Source organism: Paenibacillus chitinolyticus (genome assembly GCF_045038035.1).
Lineage (GTDB): Bacteria > Bacillota > Bacilli > Paenibacillales > NBRC-103111 > Paenibacillus_F > Paenibacillus_F chitinolyticus_A.
Map to the genome: position 1 here is coordinate 4182634 of NZ_CP173427.1, position 19740 is coordinate 4202373.

Here is a 19740-nt window from a genome sequence, read left to right on the forward strand (position 1 = left end):
GGCCGCGTTGCCTACAGCTTTTCGCATCACGCTTAACGCGCCGGTCGTCTGCCCTTAAAATTTCACACACGGAGGGATTCCTATGTCTTTGCTAAACGTATCCGATCAAACTTTCCAGGAAACGCTGGATAACAACAACCTCGTACTCGTCGATTTTTGGGCGCCATGGTGCGGTCCCTGCAAAATGCAGAGCCCTATTCTGGACCAGCTGACGGAAGAAGCCGGCGAAGCCGTAACGATCGCGAAAATCAACGTCGACGACAACCCGGAAACAGCCTCGAAGTTCGGCGTGATGAGCATTCCTACCTTGAAGCTGTTCAAAAACGGCAGCGAAGTCAAAACGATGGTAGGCGTTCAATCGCTTCAGACGCTGAAAGAACTGGTTAATCAAAACCAGTAATTATCCGGCATCTTCCCTGCCCCTTTCCCCCAAAGCCCGGCACAATGCAAAAAGAGCGGTCCTTTTCGTCATCCGGCGAATTGGACCGCTCTTTTTTACGGAAAAAACGCGGAGCTCCGGCTCCGCCTTATCGCGCTATTGAATCGTAACATTTTCGAACAACAGTTCATCGATCAGCTTGTTGCGGTAAAGCATGGACAGATGCAGCGAATCATAATCCTGCTCCTTATCCAGCTCCTCCATCAGCAGCCGGGCAATTTCCTGCCGCTGGCGGGAATCGTCGGTTTGGCGGAAGTCGATAAAGCCGGTCAGCTGATCCTCGCTTACGTCAATAGTGGCCGTTCCGATCGGAATACCGCCGTATTCCTGCTCGTAGATCTCATAGGTCAGCGTATCCCCGTCATCCCTTGCCAGAATGACCGAGTATTCCTCTTCACCGCTGTCCAGTTCGCTCAGCTCATCCGCCTCTTCCAGCGAGATTTCGATCGAATCCACAATTTCCCCGTCAAAACGGCTGTGGAACAAAAAGTTCTCCGTCTCTTCTTCCTGAAAATCGGCGACAATCAGGTTCGATGCGAGCTCCATCTCTTCCTCAAGCGGGTCGAATACCCAGTCGAGCATACATACGGCTTCGCTGCCGTAGATCCGGCATGACGCTTCCGCCACCAGGCGGGAACCCGGATCGAAAAGCTGGTACTCCACCCGCCCGCGCGAATCTTCCAGAAGCACCAGCTCGTAATCCGGTTCCGCGTCGTAAGCGTCCTCTTCCATGGAGATGTCATCGAGATCCTCTTCCTCGTAGTCTCCGTATACGGATTCGTCACCGACCCACTCCGTCGTCGTTTCATCGTCCGCATAGTCCACCGTCGGGGATTCGTCCGGAAGCAGCGGAGTTCCGATGATATGGTCATAGCTGCCATACGTCAGCACAACGTCGCATTCCCGGATGTTCATCGCATCGACCAGCCATTGGATATGGTTGCGCACGAAGGCGTCCACTTCTCTTTTGCCGGCAGGGGATAGTACGGCATCCTCAAGCTGAATGCCCCCGGTCATCCGGTCCCCTTCGCGGTACACCAAACTGATAATTCCGGCAAAACGGCCGTCCACCAAGATTTCCGTCACTTCTCCGCCCGCCGTTTTCAGGTCGGGTCTTAGTACTAGCTGGGCCATTTGCTCTGCCTCCCTTATCGGTATTTCCGGACGATGCAGCAAATTCTGGCGAGGCCAAAAATGCTTACCCGGAAGATTCTGCTCCTAGCGTACCCGGATCCCCGGGAATATATGTGACAACCGGGAGGCGGGCCCATAGCAAAAAAGCTTACCCGGAGTCTACTTATGCAGACTTCGGGTAAGCTTTTTAAATTCAACAGGAAGAAGCATCCTCCGTTCAATCCGTCAGGACTGCCGGGACGGCTCCGGTTCTGTCGCCTGCTCCGGCTCCTCTTCGACCTTGAACCGTTTCGGCAGAAGCAGCGTGAGCACGATGCCGATGGCCGCCAGAACGAGCAGGGACCAGAAAATGCGGCTGAGACTGAACGCGAACAGCTCGCGGATGCCCGCCATCGTTTCCGGCGAGAATGCGGAACGTCCGTGGGCGTCCAGCGCTTTATTGAGGTCGATGCCTCCGACCTGATCGGGATGAGCCTGCTGATACGTATGCAGCGAGGTGTTGTACAGCATCCCGAACACCGCGATCCCAAGCGTCTGGCCGAGCGTACGGATGAACGTATGCGAGGACATCGCGGCTCCGCGCAGCTTCCAGCCTACGGCGGACTGCATCGTGATCGTGTACGCCGTGAAGGCGAAACCGAAGCCGATCCCGAACAGCGCCGTGTACACTTCGAGCGCCCACCCTGGGGTTGCGGCCGTCATTAGAGCCAAGGCGACGGAACCCGCCGTAATTCCGCCCACGCCGATGAGGACGGCGGATCTTACGCCGAGGCGGACAAAGCCTCTTCCCGCCAGGGCTGCGCCGACCGTCCAGCAGATGGACAGCGGAATCAGCGCGAAGCCCGAGCCGGTCGCACCGCCGCCGTTCACGCTCTGCACCCAGAGCGGCAGATAGATCGTGACCGCCACGAGGATGGCGCTGAGAATGAAGCCCGACGAGTTGATGAGCGTAAGAAGCCGGTCCTTGAACAGGTCAAGCGGCAGCATCGGCTCCGGTGATCTTTTTTCGACGGCGATAAAAATAAACAGGAAGACGACGGAAACGACCAGCAGACCGAGAATGACCGGCGAACCCCAGGCATACTGGACCCCGCCGCTCAGCAGGGCATAGATCAGAGCCGTCATGCTGATCGTGAACGTCACAATGCCCGGATAATCGATCGGCCGCTTCGTTTTCTCCAGATTTTCGTGCAGATAGGCGGAAATCAACAGCATGGAGATAATGCCGAACGGAATGTTAAAATAGAAAATCCATCTCCACGACACATAATCGACCATCAGACCGCCGGCCAGAGGCCCGAGAATGCCCGAAAGCCCCCAGATGCCGCTGATCCAGCCTTGGATTTTCGCGCGTTCTTCGAACGAGTAAATGTCTCCGACGATAATCATCGTAACGGGAAGAATGGCGCCGGCGCCGATCCCCTGGACCGCCCGGAAGAAGATCATCATTTCCATGGATTGCGCGATTCCGCACAAGGTCGAGCCGATCAGGAACAAACCGGTTCCGATCATAAAAATTTTCTTGCGTCCGTACAAATCGGACAACTTGCCGAATATCGGGGTAGAAACCGCTGTGGTGAGCAGGTAAATGGATATGACCCAACTCATCAAGTCCAGACCGCCCAAATCGCCGACGATGCGGGGAATGGCGGTCGATACGATCGTGCCTTCGATGGAAGACAGGAAGGTTACGACCATGATCGCCAGCAGGACTTTTGTTTTGTCGGTGTTACCGGACCGAGCCATTGGCAGCACCGCCTTTTCTTTTTTTAGGGAACCGCACGGGATCTTCGTTCAATTCGCTCAATCCCGGCGGACCGTATGCAAAACGTGTGTTTCCAGCGCTTGCGCCACGCCGTCTTCATTGTTGGAGGCGGTTATTCGGTCCGCCTGCTCCAGAACGCCTGCCGGAGAGTTGGCCATCGCGATTCCGAGACCCGCGAAGGAGATCATCTCCAGGTCGTTGAAGTAGTTGCCGATGGCAAGCACCTCGTCCGGACGGACGTCGAGATTTGCGCATAAGCTGCGCAACGCGTTGCCCTTCGTGGCATCGGCGTGCATCACGTCGATAAAATGATCCCCGCTGCGGATCATGCGGAGATCGCCGTACAGCCGGGAAAGCGACCAGTCCCGCTCCACCGTGTCCATGACGGCCGGGTCCGCGCTGTAAAGCGTAAACTTGACGAGCGGGACCGTCAAGGCCGTAACATCCGCAACGAGATGCGGAGTGACGAAAAACTTCTTGTACATCGCCTGTTCGACCTCGGTTAGACGCTCCAGGTACATATCAAAAGGGGCGCACACGTCGAAGTGCACCTCATGCTCGCGGCAGTATGCGATCATAGCGGCGATTTGGCTCACCCGGAACGCATACTGATGAATCAGTTCCAGTCCGGGAGACTGAACCGTAGCGCCGCCGTTGTGCGTAATGACCGTTCCCTCCAGTCCCAGTTCCTCCAGAACCGGAATGGCGCTTGCGGGCCCGCGGCCCGTGCAGAGCACGATAGAGCTCCCCTGCTCGTGCACACGGCGTACGGTTTCCCGGGTCCGTTCGGTAAGGAGATAATCGTCGTTCAGAAGCGTGCCGTCAACATCCAGGGCGATCAGTTTGTAAGTCATGGGGCAGGTCTCCTTTCCACTCCGTTATGATCTGGTTTTGTCTCTCTTGCCCTATGCACTGTCTTGTGCATTGGCTTGTGCATTGCCTTGCGTACGCTGCCTTAGCTTCGTCTCACTTATGTAGATCGTTGTCGACACCGGGCTCGGAATCCAAGGAAGGATTGCCCTGGAGCAGCTCCAGTTCCTCCCGGGTCAGTTCGCGGTATTCGCCCAATCCCAGATCCGGGTCCAGTTGGAGCGGTCCCATCGAGATGCGCTTCAAATAAACGACCCGCTTGCCGACCGCCTGGAACATCCGTTTCACCTGGTGAAACTTTCCTTCTTGAATGGTCAGCTCAATCTCCGAGCGTGGCGGATCGGCGGTTGTATCGCATGTCAGAACGCGAAGCTGCGCCGGCATCGTCACGTATCCGTCATCCAGCTCGACGCCCGCCTCAAACGCCTGTTTGTCGGCTTCTCCGGCCAGGCCTTCCACCTTGGCGTAGTACGTCTTCGGCACATGCTTGCGCGGAGAAAGCAGATTGTGGGCCAGCTTGCCGTCGTTCGTAAGCAGCAGAAGCCCTTCCGTATCTTTATCCAGCCTGCCGACGGGAAATACGTCAAAGGGCGCATAAGCCTCGCCGAGCAGATCCACGACCGTGCGGTCCCGGTTGTCTTCCGTAGCGGAAACGACGCCCTGCGGCTTATTCAGAAGAAGGTAGACGAATTCCCGGTAAACGATCTTTTCTCCGCTTACGGTGATCTCGTCCTGCTCCGGGTCCACCTGCATCCCGCTGTCTTTGACCCGGATGCCGTTCACTTCGATAAAGCCGTTTTTGACCGTCTTTTTCAAATCGGAGCGTGAACCGTAACCGAGATTGCCGAGCACCTTATCGAGCCGTTGTGTTTTTCTTTTAATCGCGCTTCCGCCTCCTTCCGGCCCATATTTTGAGGGAGCCTGCCTCTATTTCCTGCTTTTCCGCCCTATGAATAAAAGCCCTCTTGCCTCCGAGAATCCGGGGCCAGGGCATGTTAAGTGAACTGCCTTTTATGCGAATCGGGGTATTCGGTCGAAGCGTTTGTGTAGAGCATACCGGGCGGAATTTAGTGCGGCTCCCCGTATTATAGACTATTCCGTGCCTGCTTGCACCTTCGGTCTGACAAAAAAACAGGCAATCTTTCACGATTTTCTCAGTTTTTCACGAAGAACAAGCAGGATTTGCGCTCTTTCGTCTCGAAATTATTCTAGCTAAACAAGTAACCACTTAAGGAGTGAATTATGAAAAAATTAGCGATTTACTTAGGCATTATCGTTGTCCTATTTGCCGCGATCTTCGTGGTCACGAAATCTTCCAACAAGGGCAATGACGAAGCGGCCAACAAGCTTTACGGCGTATCCGCTTCCAAGCTGAAACCGGCCACGCAGAAACTGCTCGAAGACCCGAACTACCAGAACCTGATCAAACCCGAAGAGCTGGACAAACGCATCGCGAACAAAGAAAGCTTCTTCCTGTACTACTACGGCGCCGATTGTCCGCACTGTAAAGTAACGACGCCCGTCCTTGTTCCCTTGCAAAAAGAGCTTGGCATCGACGTGAAACAGTTTAACCTGCTCGAATTCCAGGACGGCTGGAAAAAATACAACATTGAATTCACGCCTACACTCGTATACTACAAAGACGGCGTAGAGGTAGAACGCATGGTCGGCGGCGTGCCGGAAAACGGCGGTACCGAAGGCAATACGCCTGCGAAGTTCAAAGAATTTTTCCTCAAGCATAACGGCAAATAAACCAAGAAGCAGCGGAGCTTATCCGCTGCTTCTTTGGTTTATTCCCGCTCCCCCTGACGCGGGTCAAAAATCTTTCTTTTTCATGATTCCGAGTGAAATCAGATAAGAAACGAGAAATGCCGCCGCTCCCGCCGCCGCGATAACCGCGACCGCCGCCGGGGAAGGAAGCCCCCATTTGTCCGTTGCTCCTACAATGAAGCCCAGCATGGAAGTCGACGTGAACAGCAGAATCATCATGATAACGCTGATAACCTGCAGGTACTTGTCACCCAGCCAGTAATGCAGCGGAAGGTAGATCGCCGCATACACGAGCAGCATGACGCCGAGAAGCCCGGAGGTTCCCCAGGAGAAGGCGGATGCGCCCCCCATTCCTCGCAGCATCGACGTTACCGTGCTTACGATAAAACCGATCCCCGCTCCCAGCACACCGAACAGGAGCACACTCACATACCTGGCTCGCACGATGTCCGAACGCCTCACGGGAAGGCTGCCCAGCAGGATAAAATTACGGTTCTTCACGTCATGATTCGCGGAAATAAATAAGAGCATGATAGAGGGAACAAGCTGGACCAATACACCGCCCATCCCGGAGTTGGAAAAAGAGACGGCAAAGAAAACCACATAGACGGTCATCCACAAGAGCTCTTTTCTCATCACGCGAAAATCTTTGCTAAGCAGTGCCACCATGGCTGTACCCTCCTTTGACTGTGTAGACCATAATATCTTCCAGAGTCGCGGGCTCGATGACCGCATAGCCTCCGAACAGCTTCTCGGCCTGCGGCCGGTTGTAAACAAGGCCTTCGAAGCCTACGGACGTTTCCCGGACGGAAACGAACTGCTTGCGGATATCCGCATCCAGAAGCTCGGTCCCGCCTTTGACGATCGCGTACCGTTCCTGAACGTTATCCTTGCTCTCGCTGAAAACGAGCTTTCCCCGGTTCATGAAGGCGATGTAATCCGCGACGCGGTCCAAGTCCGTCGTAATATGGGTGGAGAACAGAATCGTATGCTGTTCATCCTGCATCAGATCCGCCAATAGATCGAGCAGTTCGCGCCGGAAGACGGGATCGAGTCCTGCCGTCGGTTCGTCCATCACCAGAAGCTTTGCCCCATGGGAAAGAGCCGCGGCCAGACCGAACTTCATCTTCATGCCTTTGGATAAGTCCGAAATTTTCTTCCCGGCCGGAAGCTCGAACCGCTCCAGATAAGTTTGAAACTGCTTCTCGTTCCAATTCCGGTAAAAAGAAGCGAGCAGCTTTCCGGTCTGGCGGACGGTCAAATGCTCGTAGAAATGACTTTCGTCCGACACGAAACCGATCCTTTCCTTGATCTCCTTCTCTCGTACCGGCATCTCCATTCCTTCAATGAAGACACGTCCCTGCTCCGGAATAGCGAGATGGAGCAAAATCTTGATCAGGGTGCTTTTACCCGCACCGTTAGGACCGATCAGTCCTGTAATGTATCCTTTCGGAACCGCAAAGGACAGGTCTTGAATGCTGAAGTTTGAATAGGCTTTGGAAATATGCTTAAATTCCACGGCGTTCATCGAATATCTTCCTCCTCTTCATACAGCGCTTTGACGGTTTCGACCGTTTCATCCACGGTTATTCCGAGCTGCCTGGCTTCCCGGACGGCTTCCGACAATTTCGCTTCAAACTGCTTTAGCTGCTGTTCCCGGATATATTCCCGATTCAGACCGGACACGAAGGAGCCTTTGCCGACAACCGAGTCGATCAGTCCTTCCTTCTCCAGCTCCTCGTAAGCTCTCTTGGTCGTGATCACGCTAATTTGCAGATCTTTGGCCAGCTGCCGGATCGACGGCAGGCTTTGTCCCGGAAGCAGCTCCCCCTGCAGAATTTGCCGCTGAATCTGCTGTCGAATCTGCTCGTAGATCGGCTCGCCTGAACTCTGCGAAAGAATAATTTTCATAGTTCACCCGCTTCGCGTTAGCTTTGTCCATATTGTATATGTATACTATATACACTATATACAATATTGTCAATCCGATTTTGCCCACCTCAACAAATCCTGTAGATTGGAGGAAAAAAACAGCTTACAACCATTCTGAAGTGGCCGGGCTTCCCCCTACACTTATTGATGAGTGCCTGCGGTTTATGAAGCGGCTAGGCATTTCATTCGGCGCCAGTTGAATTCCTGATCCAACTAAAAAGGGCGGAACCCAGTATGGGAGCAGCCCTTTTTATTGTTCAAGTCCAAAGTATTGGTTGTAGGAAGAAAGTGTGATCGTATTTCCCGTCGAACTCGGGGTGCTGAACGCGCAATTCCAGCGGCTTCTTTGAACCTGTACAGCCTCCATCGATCCGAGTTGCTATTGATCGAATCTGGATTGAATTTTTATTTCACCCATGTTATATTTCATGTGTGTAATATTAATGACAAGGGGGGTCCTTTATGCACCCTATTTCAAATGTCGAATTCATGCTGCTGCAAATGATCGCTGAATGTCGCCAAGCTTCGGGGTACGATATTAAGAAGTTAGTCGATCAACGAGGCTATCGGGAATGGGCGAACATTGGCACGACTTCGATCTACGTAGGACTGAGGAAACTGAGCGATAAAGGATGGATCGCATCCGAAGAAACAGACTTAAAATCAGGCAAGGGACCCATTCCGACCTGGTTTGTCCTCACCGAAGCCGGTATGGCCAAGCTGAAAGATGAAATCCTTAACAGTCTTTCGTCAACACGGGAGCGCGACAACCGCTTCGATCTCGGTCTGGCCGCTATGCCTCTTATCGGGAAAGACGCGGCCATAGCTGCATTGCGGAAACGATTGGATTTTCTTCGGGAGGCTTTAAAAGACATAAGGCAAAAATTCCAATCCCAGGGCGGCGTTCGATTGCCGCTGAATGTAAGGATGCTGTTCTTGCATCCGATAAGCCTAATCGAGAGTGAGCAAGCGTTCGTTGCCAATCTAATTAACGAATTGTCGGAGGAGGCGAGGCAATATGATGACAATCATTAAAGGTTTCGTTCCTTATCAAGGCGAACATTGCGAAACGACCGCCATGGGCAATTTAATGCAATTTGCGGGAATCCGGATATCGGAACCCATGCTGTTCGGACTCGGACAAGGGCTCGGATTCATTTATTGGGACTCGAAGGGGATGGGGTTTCCATTCATCGGAGGAAGAGTGAAAGTGGATGAGTTGACGACTAACCTCGCCGATCGACTGGGTTTGACCGTCAGAGTTCAAGAAACGTCATCCGTCGACAAAGCGTGGAGGAACGTACAGAGCTCCATTGAACGCGGAATTCCGGTCGGGCTGAAATTGGATTCCTATTACTTGGACTATTTCACGAACAAAGTGCACTTTGCCGGTCACTATGCAGCCATATACGGAATGGATGACGAATACGCCTACATGGCTGATACCAGACAACAGGGCGGACTGGTGAAGACGCGTCTGACAAACTTGGCCGCGGCCAGAAATGCCAAGGGGCCCATGAGTTCCCGGAATCGTTCTTTTACGCTTGAGCCGATCGACGCCTTACCGCCTCTCATTCCTGCTATACACGCAGCTTTGACCAAGAATGCGCATGACTATCTGAATCCGCCCATTCGCAATATCGGGAATAAAGGCATTGTAAAAATGAGCCATGAGATCCTGCAGTGGCCTTCCCGCAGTAACAATTTTGAACATGATTTATGCCTCACCGCATTGCTGATGGAGCGTGCGGGAACCGGCGGCGCTTTGTTTCGGAATCTCTATCGGGATTTCTTGAAAGAATGCCTCGAGCGGTTTGAAAATCCGAAAATCGAACAAGCCCACCTTTTGTTTACTGAGATCGCTCCAATGTGGGTCAGTGTCTCTGCATCAATCGACCGTGCGGGAAGAACAGGTAACCACCAAGAGCTGCGGCAAGCGTCCAATCTCTTGCTCGAGATTGCGGATAAAGAACGTGCAGCCATGGAGTTATTGTTATGAAAGCGATTTGCATGCCGCCAGCCCGTTTGTGTTATCAGACTATAAAAACACTTTTCTCATAGGTTACCGGTTCAAGGTACTTGCGATAAAATCATGACTGCCCGTTGGGGACGGGTAGTCATGATTTCGAGCGTTTCACGCCCTCAACTGGCTAAAGCCTAAATAAAACGGAGCAGCTCCGGACTTTTCTTTCACATGTGGCGCCAACGTTTCCGGAATCAACTCTAGGCTTATATTGATTCCGAACCTTGGACGCACCGCCGTCAGCTCCCACGAGTACATCTGTATCAACATACTCCCCATTGTCAAACCATGCTCTAATTTGTCCGTTTTCCCACCGCCTTCTCCCGGGGCTTCAGCGGTCTCCATATCGTCCCAGCTCCTCCATAAGAAGCCGGACTCCCCTCCGGATTTGTTCGTCCCCGGCTTGGGAGACATTCAGCTTCAAATAATTGTCCCGGGGAAAGCCCGGCAGATAGTGCTTGTCGATCGGTTCGATCACCACCGATTTTTTACGCAGCCGCCTAGCCAGCTCCGGCTGGGATACAGACGGGCTCAGCACAAGGTGGGTATGGACGGGAGAGAGCTCTCCGCTTTCCGCAGCCCCTTGTACTGCGCCGCCGGCAAGCGGCCCATGCTCCGCAAGCATTTGCCGGAGAAGCAGCGACCTGGCCGCGTAGGCGGCTTTGATTTTATGCTTGTGCCGCTCGAACATCCCGCTTTTCAGGTAAATCTCCAGCGCGCCTTGGGAAATCATCGAGCTGTCAATGTCGGCGATGCGCTTATACCGGCTGAAGAGGTCCACAAGACTGCCGGGAATAACCGCAATACCGATACGAAGGCCGGGGAACATGATTTTGGAGAAACTTTTCAAATATATCACGCGCTCCCCCTCATCGTAAGCATGGACCGGATCGGCTTTCCCGTCCGGCTCCAAGTCGGCCAGATAGTCGTCTTCCACCACGTAGACATCGTACTTGCGGGCAAGGGCCGCGATTTTCTTTTTCACCTCCGTGGGGTAAGAGCAACCGAGCGGGGCATGAAACCTCGGGATCGTATAAAAGAACTTGATCGGCTCCGTGCGGAATATCCGCTCCAGTTCGTCCAGATCGATCCCTTCCCGCGAACGCCGGATTCCCATGGCCGGGACCCCGTGAGTCACGAGCTGTTCGATAAACAGGTGGTATCCGGGCTGCTCGATCAGCACCTTCGTTTTCCCGTTCGGAAAAGGAAGCGCGGCCAGAATGGCCAGCGCCTGCTGCACCCCGGACACGACAAACAGGCTGCCGACGCGCGTAAACACCTGATAATCCGCAAGCAGCTTCTGCATCATCGCGAGCAGTGCGGGCAGTCCTTGAGGAGTGCCGTACACAAACAAATCGTTTTTGTACGTGTCGATCGCTTTGTTCATACAATGCTGGAAATCCAGATAGGGAAAGAAAGCCGGGTCCGGGGCGGATGCGGCAAAGTCGATGACATCCGGCGAGTCCGGGGCGGTATCCGGCGACGATTGGACGACATAATACCCGCTCTTGGCGATGGAATAGACCAGGTGCTTGCTCTCCAATTCCTCCAGTGCACGGATAACGGTGCTTTTGTTGACCCCGTAACTTTCCGACAATTGCCGGATGGAGGGCAGTTTGCCGCCCTCTTTATAGCGGCGGTCCGCGATCTGCCGCTCCAGATCGGTTAAAATCCCTTCATATTTGTGCATGAATTCACCTCTCCGGCCAATCTGTACCGGTACAGTTAACGTTTTCTCCTATTGTAGCACAGGCACCCATCCCCTTAAAATCTAGGCAAGGACCTTAATAAACCGCTTTGCATGCAGGCTCAAAGGAATAGATCGCCATGATAGCAGCACCTCTTACCAAAGCTTATCTATCCGCCGTACTATACGCTTTGATCATCGGCTTCTCGTTCATATTCGTGAAAACCGCCCTCGTTTCCGCAGGGCCGTTCGACCTCCTGGCGCACAGGTTTACGATTTCCCTGGCCGCGCTGCTCGTCTTCCTCGCCCTCGGCAGAACCCGGCTGAACATCCGGAAGCGGGATTATTTAGCCATCCTGCCGATGGCCGTGCTGTATCCCGTTCTGTTTTTTGCTTTCCAGACCTTCGGCCTGGTACAGGCGTCGGCTTCCGAGGCGGGAATCATTCAAGCCGCAGCCCCCGTTTTCACTATGATGCTCGCTTCGGTTGTGCTGAAGGAACGGACCGGCCTGCGGCAAAATCTGTTCATCGCCCTCTCTGTGGCAGGCGGTGTTTATATTTTCGCCATGAAGGGACTGGACTTTCGTACGATGAACGGAGCCGGGCTGTTCCTGATCCTGCTCTCCGCTCTTTCCTCCGCCGGATACAGCGTACTCGCGAGAAAATTAAGCCGGAACTATACGCCGCTCGACTTGACGTTTGTTTCGCTGCTATTCGGCTTCATCGCGTTTAACGGATTTGCGGTCATCCGCCGCACCGTCCAAGGCACGCTTCCACTCTATTTCGAACCTTTCGGCGACCTTTCGTTCACCGTCTCGGTCCTTTTTCTGGGCGTGCTGTCCTCCCTTGCGAGTTCATTTCTGTCCAATTACGCCCTTTCCAAAATGGAGGCTTTCAAAATCAGCATTTTCAGCCAGCTGGCGACGATCGTTACCATGGCGGCCGGCGTCATCATTCTGCATGAGAAACTGGCCTATTTCCATTTGATCGGAGCAACCCTGATGATCGCCGGAGTGGTCGGCGTATGCCTGCCGGCGTCTCCCCGCAAAACTTCCCGGCAGCCGGAACGGAGGCTGGATGCGTGAAGGGAATTTTGAGCGGCAAAAAGCCGCCGCGTTTGACAATCTATCACCGCGTCCAGCTTCGGGTATGCGCGCCCGCTCAACTATAATGCCTGACGCCTACTTCCGCAGGCAAAACAAAAAGGCCGTGACACTCACGGCCTTTTTATCGTTGCCCTATTCCCGGCTGTCCGCTTCCCGCACCGGCTGCGGGGCGCCTAACCATCGCCCAAGTCACGGCCTCAAAGAGAGGCGCGCATATGAATGCCGGCCAGACGCTTCCCGTCCGGCCCCGTCTTCTCCGACACGTCAAAAGGACGAAAACCCAGCTTCGCGTAAAGAAGCAGCGCGGGCGTATTCGTATTGTGACAGACGAGATTCAGAAACGGGACACCGAGCTCCCGCTTCGCCCTGTTCATCATCGTCCGGATCAGATAAGAGGATGCCCCTTTTCCCCGGTACTCGGGCGCCACTATCACGTTTCCGAGCCAGCATTCCTTCTCCCGTACGCAGTCGTACAAATTGGCGTAAGCGGCAATTTCCCCGCCTTCGGCCGTTATAACGGTCGGGCACAGCCGTGTTTTCAGCGTTTCGCGAATCTGCTCCGGCGTCAGCGGATATTCGCCTTTCGGATACATGTAAAAGAGCTCGCCCGCATGCTGCGGCAGCCCGCAAATCACGTCCAAATCGTCCGGCGATAAAGGCCTGCTTTGATAATCCGCCATTCCTGCCACTCCCCCGTCTTATGTACCGTATTGTACAGGCGAATACCCTGTCCCCGTCCGCTTGTCCCTGCTCCTGCTTGCCAAAAAAACCGGCCGGGCCTTATGCCTGCCGGTTTCTTCCTTCGCTCCGATTAAGATTCGGTCCGTATGATAAACTCGACCCGGTTGCCGAACGGGTCCCTGTATTCAAAAGCACGCTGTAATTATCCCGATTCTTCCTCGTCCGCTGCCCGCTCGCTTTGAATTTGCCGGACCCGTCCCGCCAGGTCCTCATCCACGATGCGAATTTCCAGCGGATAAGGCTCGAAAGGCCGCGCCCCGTTATTCCGCAGCTTGACCAGATACGCCTCCGCATCCAGCAGCAGCAGAGCCACGTCTATTCCGAGCAGCCTGTCCGGGTACCCCTGCAGCTTCGCGATCCCCGATTCCATCAATTTAACGGCTCCCGATACGTTAGCGTTAAGATGATGATACAGCCCGACGGCAATCTGCAGCAGCCCCTGGTAAAACGGCTTCCGGCCTTCTTCCAGCCAGAGGGTCTCCATCACTTCATGGCATTCGTAATAGTCCCGGTTTACATTGAACTCGTATACAAAAGCGAGGTACAGAGGATCGTAAGGACGCAAATCAGCGCGCCCCTTTTTTCGCCCGTTTGATGGCTTCCTGGATTTCCTCCTGGAGCTCGCGCATGGCCCGTGTATCGTCCTTTTCGAAAATTTCGTTGAAGCGCATCTGGAACTGGACGGCTTCCCGGACGCGATGATAGAAATACAACACCTGGATGCAGTTCAGAATGACGGTAACCAGATTCGAATTGTCTTCGAACAGCTTCTGCGCTTCCACGATTTCCCCGCGGATATTGGACATTTCCTGATCCAGCAGGTAAGCGGCTTCCGCCGCCCGGCTCAGCCTCGTGCGGACCTCCTCCGGCAGCATGCTTTCCTTGTATTTATAATTCAGGGAATGCTCGATAGTCGCCCAGAAATTCATCGCCAGCGTACGCAGCTGAATTTCGCCGAGCACCTTTTTCATTCCCAGAGAAGTCTGCACCGGGTATTCGATAATGATATGAAAGCTGCGGTAGCCGCTTTCCTTCTTGTTGGCGATATAATCTTTCTCGTAGAGCACTTTCATATCCTTACGCTGATGGATCAGCTCGCGCAATGTTTCGATATCTTCAACGAACTGACACATGATGCGGATGCCCGCAATATCTTCGATACCGGTTTCGAGATCGTCCATCGATACGTTCAGTTTCTTGGCTTTATCCAAAATGCTCGAGATTTTTTTGACACGCCCGGTCACGAATTCGATCGGAGAATATTCCTCGCGGTTTTTGAGTTCCGCCCGAAGCGTTTTAAATTTAATTTTGAGCTCCTCTACGGTCTGTTCATAAGGAAACAGAAATTTTTTCCAATCTCTTCCATCCATAAGAACTGCCTCCACTTCCGGTCAAAGTCGACGTTGATCTGCCCCGATCGCCTCGGAAATATGGGTAAAGCCGTCTTTTTTAAGCAGGGTCGACAAACCTTCATTCAATTTCTTCAAAAGGCCCGGGCCTTCGTATATAAGTGCCGTATACACCTCGACGAGGCTCGCTCCCGCCCGGATTTTGTCATAGGCATCCTGCGCGGTGAAAATTCCGCCGGACCCGATAATCGGGATACGTCCTTCCGTCATTCGGTACACGCGCGAAATAAGCTCGGTCGAACGGGATGTCAGCGGACGTCCGCTCAGGCCCCCTGCCTGATCCCGGTTGGGATGACTTAATCCGTCGCGTCCAAGCGTCGTATTCGAAACGATAATCCCGGAAACCCCGCTTCCGCCGATGACGGCAATCGTATTTTCCAGCTCGGTGTCGGTCAGGTCGGGCGCAATTTTGACGAGAACCGGCTTGGCCGCGCCGCCGGTCCGCTCGTGCTGATTCTTCATCTCGCCCACGACCGCATGAAGCAATCTCTGCAAATCATTGCCATGCTGCAAATTACGCAGATCGGGGGTATTCGGTGAAGAGATATTGACCACGAAAAAATCGCCGTGCCCGTACAAAGTCCGGATGCAGGAGCGGTAATCTTCTTCCGCCTGCTCGTTGGGCGTCGTTTTGTTCTTGCCGATGTTGACGGCCACGGGGATCGGACGGCTGCCGAGGCGGCTTAAATTTTGCGCCATCGCTTCAGCGCCGACGTTGTTGAAGCCCATCCGGTTGATCAGGGCTTCATCCTCCGGAAGCCGGAAAAGCCGCGGCTTGTCGTTGCCGCTCTGCGGTTTGGGGGTAACGGTCCCCACTTCCATAAAACCGAAACCCATCCGCGAGAAACCTTCCACCGCCTGGGCGTTCTTATCCAGTCCGGCGGCAAGTCCCACCGGATTCGGGAACGCGATTCCCCAGAGCGTGCTATGAAGGTCGGGGGCATGACCGAATCCCCATGCGGCGCCGATTACGGACGACATTCCGGGGATCTTGGCAGCCGTTTTAAGTCCGTTAATCGTCAAATGGTGCGCCTTCTCCGCATCCATGCGAAACAGGACCGGCTTAGCGATTTTCTTGTATACCATGCAGTTGACACTCCGTTCCTCAGTACTCTCATCTGTCAGTTTATCGCGTTCCACGCGAGAATGCAAAGATTTTTATCCGTACAGAGCCCCGTGATCGGGACGTATAATCCCCTTTAATCCACATTAAACACGAACGAAATATATTATAACAAATAAATCGTTCGTCTTATCATGAAATCCGTATAAATGTTTGCTTATTTTGACCGGTTCTTGCGACAGAACCTATTACGATAAACCGGATCGTTTTAATCAGTTTTAAAAAAGCGGATTAAACGGCAGGCCTTCGTTTCGTAACGCGTCAGACGGAAAGGTCTCCGAGCAACAGTAAAAAGAGCGCCAGCCCCGCACATAGCAGGGAAGGCGCTCTCGCATCCCGTCCTTAACGGACGGGGATTTAATCCAGCCAGCGGTATACTTTACCGGGATTAGTCTCCTGCACCTCCGAAGGAAGCTTAAAAGCTCCCTTCGGGCCGAATCCGGTCCCCGATGCGCCGCTGCCGCCGCCGGACCCGTCACCGACGAGCCCCGCGGGGAGAAGCCCGCTTCCTATGGTGACCTTCGTGCCTTTCGGAGCCATGTCGAACAGCTCCTCCACGTCTTCCTGCCTCATCCGGATACAGCCCAGCGATTCGTCCTTGCCGATCGAGGACGGGTGTCTGGTCCCGTGGATCGCATAGTCCGTATCGGAGAGCGTCATCCCGCGCGTGCCGAACTCTCCTTTCGTCCGTCCCTTGGGATTGCGGACTTTCTCGGATACGGCGAATTCGCCGAGCGGCGTCCGAGCGCCTCCGAGACCGACCTCGTAGCTCCGCACGACGGTCCGTCCGCTCACCAGCGCCAGCCGATGCAGCTTGGTGTCGATGAGGATCGCCAGCGGCTCGCTGAGCGCCTCCTCCGCGGCCGCGGAAGCGGCGGACGGCTTGGCGCCGGGGGCCGTGTCCGCGCCGCCTGTCCCAGCTGCGGCGGCCTGCCCGTTCGCGCCCGCTGCGGCCGCCTCCCGTACAAGCGGGAACGCTTCCCGCATGTACGGCGTCAATCCCGGCATCACGTTGTCGGGATACGGCCGCAGCAGCTCCTCCGGACGCTCCGGCAGCTTCCCGCTTGCCGCGCGGTAAGCCTCCACCGCCGATCGGAGCACGAGGAGCTGCTCCTGGCGCTGCCGCCAGGCTCCCGCCGGCACCGCGAAGCGGCCCGGGTCGTCCGGGCGGCAGTTGCAGGCGGCGGCGTCGAAATAGGCGATAGACGCCGCTTCGCCGGGCCCGCCGCTTGCGACCGACAGGAGCGGCTTCAGCGGCCTATGCCAGGCAATCCAGCCGCCGCCCGGTCCGTCCGCGCCCTGTGCGGACAGGAGGACGGCTTCGCCGCCTGCCGGCCTGTCGCGCAGCAGCATCCGTTCGAGCGCTCCGCTCGCGGACGTCTGCTTCTCCGCCGCCAGGTAGACGCGTAGCTCCCCGTCCGCAGCCGGGAGCTGCGCCGATGCGGCGGCGCTTCCGCCGGGGCGCCCGTCTCCCGCGTCCGGTCCCGCCGGCGCGGGCAGCAGCGCGATCAGCGCCAGCAGGGCGGCCGTAAGCGCGGCTTTCCTGCGGCGGCTCCGCTTAGCCGCCGTCTTCAGCTCCTGCGGCCAGGGGACGGAGGAATCGAGCGCCGACCAGTCGACGGTTATTTTCCGTTTCTCGAACGCTTCATAGATTTCGCCGGACTGCGCGTAGCAGTAAGCGGCTTTCCCCCGGTCTCCCCGGGCCGCATACTCCCTGCCGAGCAAATACCACGCCATCCGCTGGTCCGGATGATCCCGGACATATTCCTTCAGATAAACCCGGTCTTCAATGGGATTGTGCCGCAAAAATCGGGCCAGTTTCTCGTCCGGTTTTTCTGTGCTCACTTTTTTCACCGCCTGCTTCAAGGATTACCGGTGTTTCTTTTCCTTTTATCGGCAGGAGAGGCTGCTCTGTTGAATTTCGTTCAAATTCTGTCTGTTTTTCTCTCTTATTTTCTTTTATCCGCGTTCATCCGAGTTAATCCGACAATAATAGACAAATAAAGCCCTGTTTCCGATAGGGAAACAAGGCTTTATTTGTATAAAGAAAGAAATCTTACATATTGAAAGGAGTATCGGCCACTTTGATCGAGTCGGTCGGGCAGCCGTCTTGCGCATCCTGGAGATCGTCGTACAGATCTTCCGGAATTTCGGTCACGCCGTGGTTACCGTCGTTTTCGTAAATCACTTCCGCAATACCCTCATCGTCGTAGTCGTAAATATCTGGAGCAGTTGCGCCGCAAGCTCCGCACGCAATGCAGGTGTCTTTTTCCACCCATGTATACTTAGCCATATATGAATTCCTCCTCTAATAGTCCTCCATTGTCCACTATAATATAAAGTATTCGAAAGTTCAACGGAAAGTACAAGTGAAAAGCCAGCCGCCGCGCGGTATCCGGCTCTTCCCCTTTAAGATTTCATTCTTGGGCGGATGTTATTCGGCTCCCATTATTTATAACGGGAATGAATCTCCGTCCGGATCTTTCTGCAGGGAAGTTCCCCTCCGTTTGCGGTTGCGTATAAGCGCCGACGGATTGTCTCCGATCATCCCCGCGGTAAGCACCGCATCTTCACCGAATTTATCCCGGAGCGCATCCATTATTTCGCTCAGCTTGTCCTTCTTCGGCTGCTGCTCGTAACTGAACAGATCGAGCTGAATCGCGGCCTCCTCCTTCGGCGTCAGGTTCTGGCCCGTGATGCCGAGGAGGCGGATCGGCTTTTCCGGCTCCCAGTGCCGCTCGAACAGCTCGCATGCGGCCTTGTACAGATCCTCGTGATGGTCGGTCGGCACGGGCAGCGTCACATTCCGCGTGATCGTCTTCATATCGGGGTCCCGGATCGTAATCTGTACGGTCGAAGCCATCAGCTTCTGATGTCTGAGCCGGCGTCCGACCTGATCGGCCAGATTCAAGAAGACGCGGAACACTTCCTTGCGGTCCGTGTAATTGTAAGGAAGCGTCGTCGTGTGGCCCACCGACTTGTTCGGCTCGCGCTCCGGGTTAACCTCCGAACGAGAGATGCCGTTGGCGGCCTGCTTAAGAGCGGGGCCGCTTATGCCGAACGACTTGCGGAGAAGCCCCTCGTCGGCGGCCGCCAGTTGGCCGATGGTATGAATCTGCAGCTTCTGCAGCTTCTCGGCCGTTTTTCTGCCGATGCCGTACAATTCTCCGCAGGGTCTGTCCCAGAGGACCTTCGGCACATCCCGCAGACGAAGCACGAACAATCCGTTGGGCTTTTTCATATCCGAAGCCATCTTGGCCAGAAGCTTGTTGGGCGCCACGCCGACCGAACAGGGCAGACCCAGCTCTTCGCGTATCCGGGTCTGAATCTCCTCCGCGATCTGAAGCGGGGTTCCGAACTGCTTGGAACCCGTTATGTCCACATAACATTCATCAATGGACATGGTCTCGACCATCGGCGAATAATCATAGACTATACGGCGGAAGCCGCGGGAAAACTGCCGGTACAAATCGAAGTTCGGCTTGATGAGCACAAGCTCCGGACAAAGCCTCATCGCCTGCCGGACGAGCATTCCCGTCTTGACTCCGCGCGCCCTGGCGGGATAGGAGGAGGTTACGATGATGCCCTTGCGCTGTTCGACGCTGCCCGATACCGCGATCGGCTTGCCCCGGTACAGCTCGGGCTCCACGACTTCGTGTACGGAACAGTAAAACGCGTTCATATCGATATGTAAAATGACTCGTCCGTTCTTGGGATACCCTTCCTGTGCCATTATCCGGT

20 protein-coding genes are annotated in these 19740 nt (G+C 54.8%); 5 read left to right on the forward strand and 15 right to left on the reverse strand.

The genetic code is table 11. The annotated features are described in order from the left end of the window. Nucleotides 1–82 precede the first annotated feature (82 nt). On the forward strand, nucleotides 83–400 hold the full coding sequence (gene trxA / locus ACI48J_RS18790; protein ID WP_326054297.1) for a thioredoxin: 318 nt from the start codon (nucleotides 83–85) through the stop codon (nucleotides 398–400). 135 nt (nucleotides 401–535) lie between these two features. Here the strand turns inward: trxA and ACI48J_RS18795 are convergent, their stop codons facing one another. From ACI48J_RS18795 to ACI48J_RS18810, 4 genes are all read right to left on the reverse strand, one after another. Beyond that, entirely contained in the window at nucleotides 536–1573 is a 1038-nt protein-coding gene (locus ACI48J_RS18795) for a hypothetical protein (RefSeq protein WP_405079700.1), read from the reverse strand. A gap of 225 nt (nucleotides 1574–1798) precedes the next feature. Continuing rightward, the gene (locus ACI48J_RS18800; protein WP_405079702.1) at nucleotides 1799–3319 is read right to left on the reverse strand and encodes an MDR family MFS transporter; all 1521 of its coding nucleotides are present in this window, start codon (nucleotides 3317–3319) and stop codon (nucleotides 1799–1801) included. Nucleotides 3320–3376: 57 nt separating this feature from the next. Then, nucleotides 3377–4192 carry a Cof-type HAD-IIB family hydrolase gene (locus tag ACI48J_RS18805; protein WP_405079704.1) on the reverse strand — a complete coding sequence of 272 codons (816 nt, stop codon included), beginning with the start codon at nucleotides 4190–4192 and terminating at the stop codon, nucleotides 3377–3379. A gap of 112 nt (nucleotides 4193–4304) precedes the next feature. Next, nucleotides 4305–5060, reverse strand: coding sequence for a pseudouridine synthase (locus ACI48J_RS18810; protein ID WP_405079706.1), 756 nt, complete (start codon nucleotides 5058–5060; stop codon nucleotides 4305–4307). A gap of 390 nt (nucleotides 5061–5450) precedes the next feature. Between ACI48J_RS18810 and ACI48J_RS18815 the strand changes: the two genes are divergently transcribed. Further along, nucleotides 5451–5960: a thioredoxin family protein gene (locus tag ACI48J_RS18815; RefSeq protein WP_218229563.1), complete on the forward strand. Its 510-nt coding sequence runs from the start codon at nucleotides 5451–5453 to the stop codon at nucleotides 5958–5960. Between the two features lie 63 nt (nucleotides 5961–6023). Here the strand turns inward: ACI48J_RS18815 and ACI48J_RS18820 are convergent, their stop codons facing one another. From ACI48J_RS18820 to ACI48J_RS18830, 3 genes are read right to left on the reverse strand one after another with little or no spacing between them, the layout of a single operon-like run. Next, nucleotides 6024–6647 (reverse strand): ABC-2 transporter permease, encoded by a 624-nt coding sequence (locus ACI48J_RS18820; protein ID WP_326054290.1) that lies wholly within the window; start codon nucleotides 6645–6647, stop codon nucleotides 6024–6026. Next, nucleotides 6631–7506 (reverse strand): ABC transporter ATP-binding protein, encoded by an 876-nt coding sequence (locus tag ACI48J_RS18825; protein ID WP_405079708.1) that lies wholly within the window; start codon nucleotides 7504–7506, stop codon nucleotides 6631–6633. The genes ACI48J_RS18820 and ACI48J_RS18825 overlap by 17 nt, the downstream gene beginning before the upstream one ends. Next, complete coding sequence (locus ACI48J_RS18830) at nucleotides 7503–7889, reverse strand: GntR family transcriptional regulator (RefSeq protein ID WP_326054288.1); 387 nt, start codon at nucleotides 7887–7889, stop codon at nucleotides 7503–7505. The genes ACI48J_RS18825 and ACI48J_RS18830 overlap by 4 nt, the downstream gene beginning before the upstream one ends. A gap of 483 nt (nucleotides 7890–8372) precedes the next feature. On the opposite strand from ACI48J_RS18830, the gene ACI48J_RS18835 reads away from it, so the two are divergent. Together ACI48J_RS18835 and ACI48J_RS18840 are read left to right on the forward strand one after the other, a co-directional pair. Then, a complete protein-coding gene (locus ACI48J_RS18835; RefSeq protein ID WP_405079710.1) occupies nucleotides 8373–8945 on the forward strand; it encodes a PadR family transcriptional regulator in 573 nt (190 codons plus the stop codon). Further along, complete coding sequence (locus ACI48J_RS18840) at nucleotides 8929–9909, forward strand: BtrH N-terminal domain-containing protein (RefSeq protein WP_405079712.1); 981 nt, start codon at nucleotides 8929–8931, stop codon at nucleotides 9907–9909. Before ACI48J_RS18835 ends, ACI48J_RS18840 begins: the two co-directional genes overlap by 17 nt. A gap of 355 nt (nucleotides 9910–10264) precedes the next feature. Here the strand turns inward: ACI48J_RS18840 and ACI48J_RS18845 are convergent, their stop codons facing one another. Next, entirely contained in the window at nucleotides 10265–11623 is a 1359-nt protein-coding gene (locus ACI48J_RS18845) for a PLP-dependent aminotransferase family protein (RefSeq protein WP_405079713.1), read from the reverse strand. Between the two features lie 137 nt (nucleotides 11624–11760). Here ACI48J_RS18845 and ACI48J_RS18850 point away from each other — a divergent pair, with 137 nt between their 5' ends. Further along, nucleotides 11761–12705: a DMT family transporter gene (locus ACI48J_RS18850; RefSeq protein ID WP_405079715.1), complete on the forward strand. Its 945-nt coding sequence runs from the start codon at nucleotides 11761–11763 to the stop codon at nucleotides 12703–12705. A 218-nt stretch (nucleotides 12706–12923) separates the two neighbouring features. Here the strand turns inward: ACI48J_RS18850 and ACI48J_RS18855 are convergent, their stop codons facing one another. The 7 genes from ACI48J_RS18855 to ACI48J_RS18885 form a co-directional block, all read right to left on the reverse strand. Next, nucleotides 12924–13406: a GNAT family N-acetyltransferase gene (locus ACI48J_RS18855; protein ID WP_405079717.1), complete on the reverse strand. Its 483-nt coding sequence runs from the start codon at nucleotides 13404–13406 to the stop codon at nucleotides 12924–12926. 203 nt (nucleotides 13407–13609) lie between these two features. Then, nucleotides 13610–14032: a DUF309 domain-containing protein gene (locus tag ACI48J_RS18860; RefSeq protein WP_405079719.1), complete on the reverse strand. Its 423-nt coding sequence runs from the start codon at nucleotides 14030–14032 to the stop codon at nucleotides 13610–13612. A gap of 1 nt (nucleotide 14033) precedes the next feature. After that, entirely contained in the window at nucleotides 14034–14837 is an 804-nt protein-coding gene (locus tag ACI48J_RS18865) for a GTP pyrophosphokinase family protein (RefSeq protein ID WP_405079721.1), read from the reverse strand. Nucleotides 14838–14858: 21 nt separating this feature from the next. Beyond that, nucleotides 14859–15962: a quinone-dependent dihydroorotate dehydrogenase gene (locus tag ACI48J_RS18870; RefSeq protein WP_326054279.1), complete on the reverse strand. Its 1104-nt coding sequence runs from the start codon at nucleotides 15960–15962 to the stop codon at nucleotides 14859–14861. A gap of 394 nt (nucleotides 15963–16356) precedes the next feature. Then, the gene (locus ACI48J_RS18875; RefSeq protein WP_405079723.1) at nucleotides 16357–17844 is read right to left on the reverse strand and encodes a L,D-transpeptidase; all 1488 of its coding nucleotides are present in this window, start codon (nucleotides 17842–17844) and stop codon (nucleotides 16357–16359) included. A gap of 211 nt (nucleotides 17845–18055) precedes the next feature. Next, entirely contained in the window at nucleotides 18056–18292 is a 237-nt protein-coding gene (locus ACI48J_RS18880; RefSeq protein ID WP_009674781.1) for a ferredoxin, read from the reverse strand. Between the two features lie 159 nt (nucleotides 18293–18451). Next, complete coding sequence (locus tag ACI48J_RS18885) at nucleotides 18452–19732, reverse strand: DNA polymerase IV (RefSeq protein ID WP_326056347.1); 1281 nt, start codon at nucleotides 19730–19732, stop codon at nucleotides 18452–18454. Nucleotides 19733–19740: the final 8 nt, after the last annotated feature.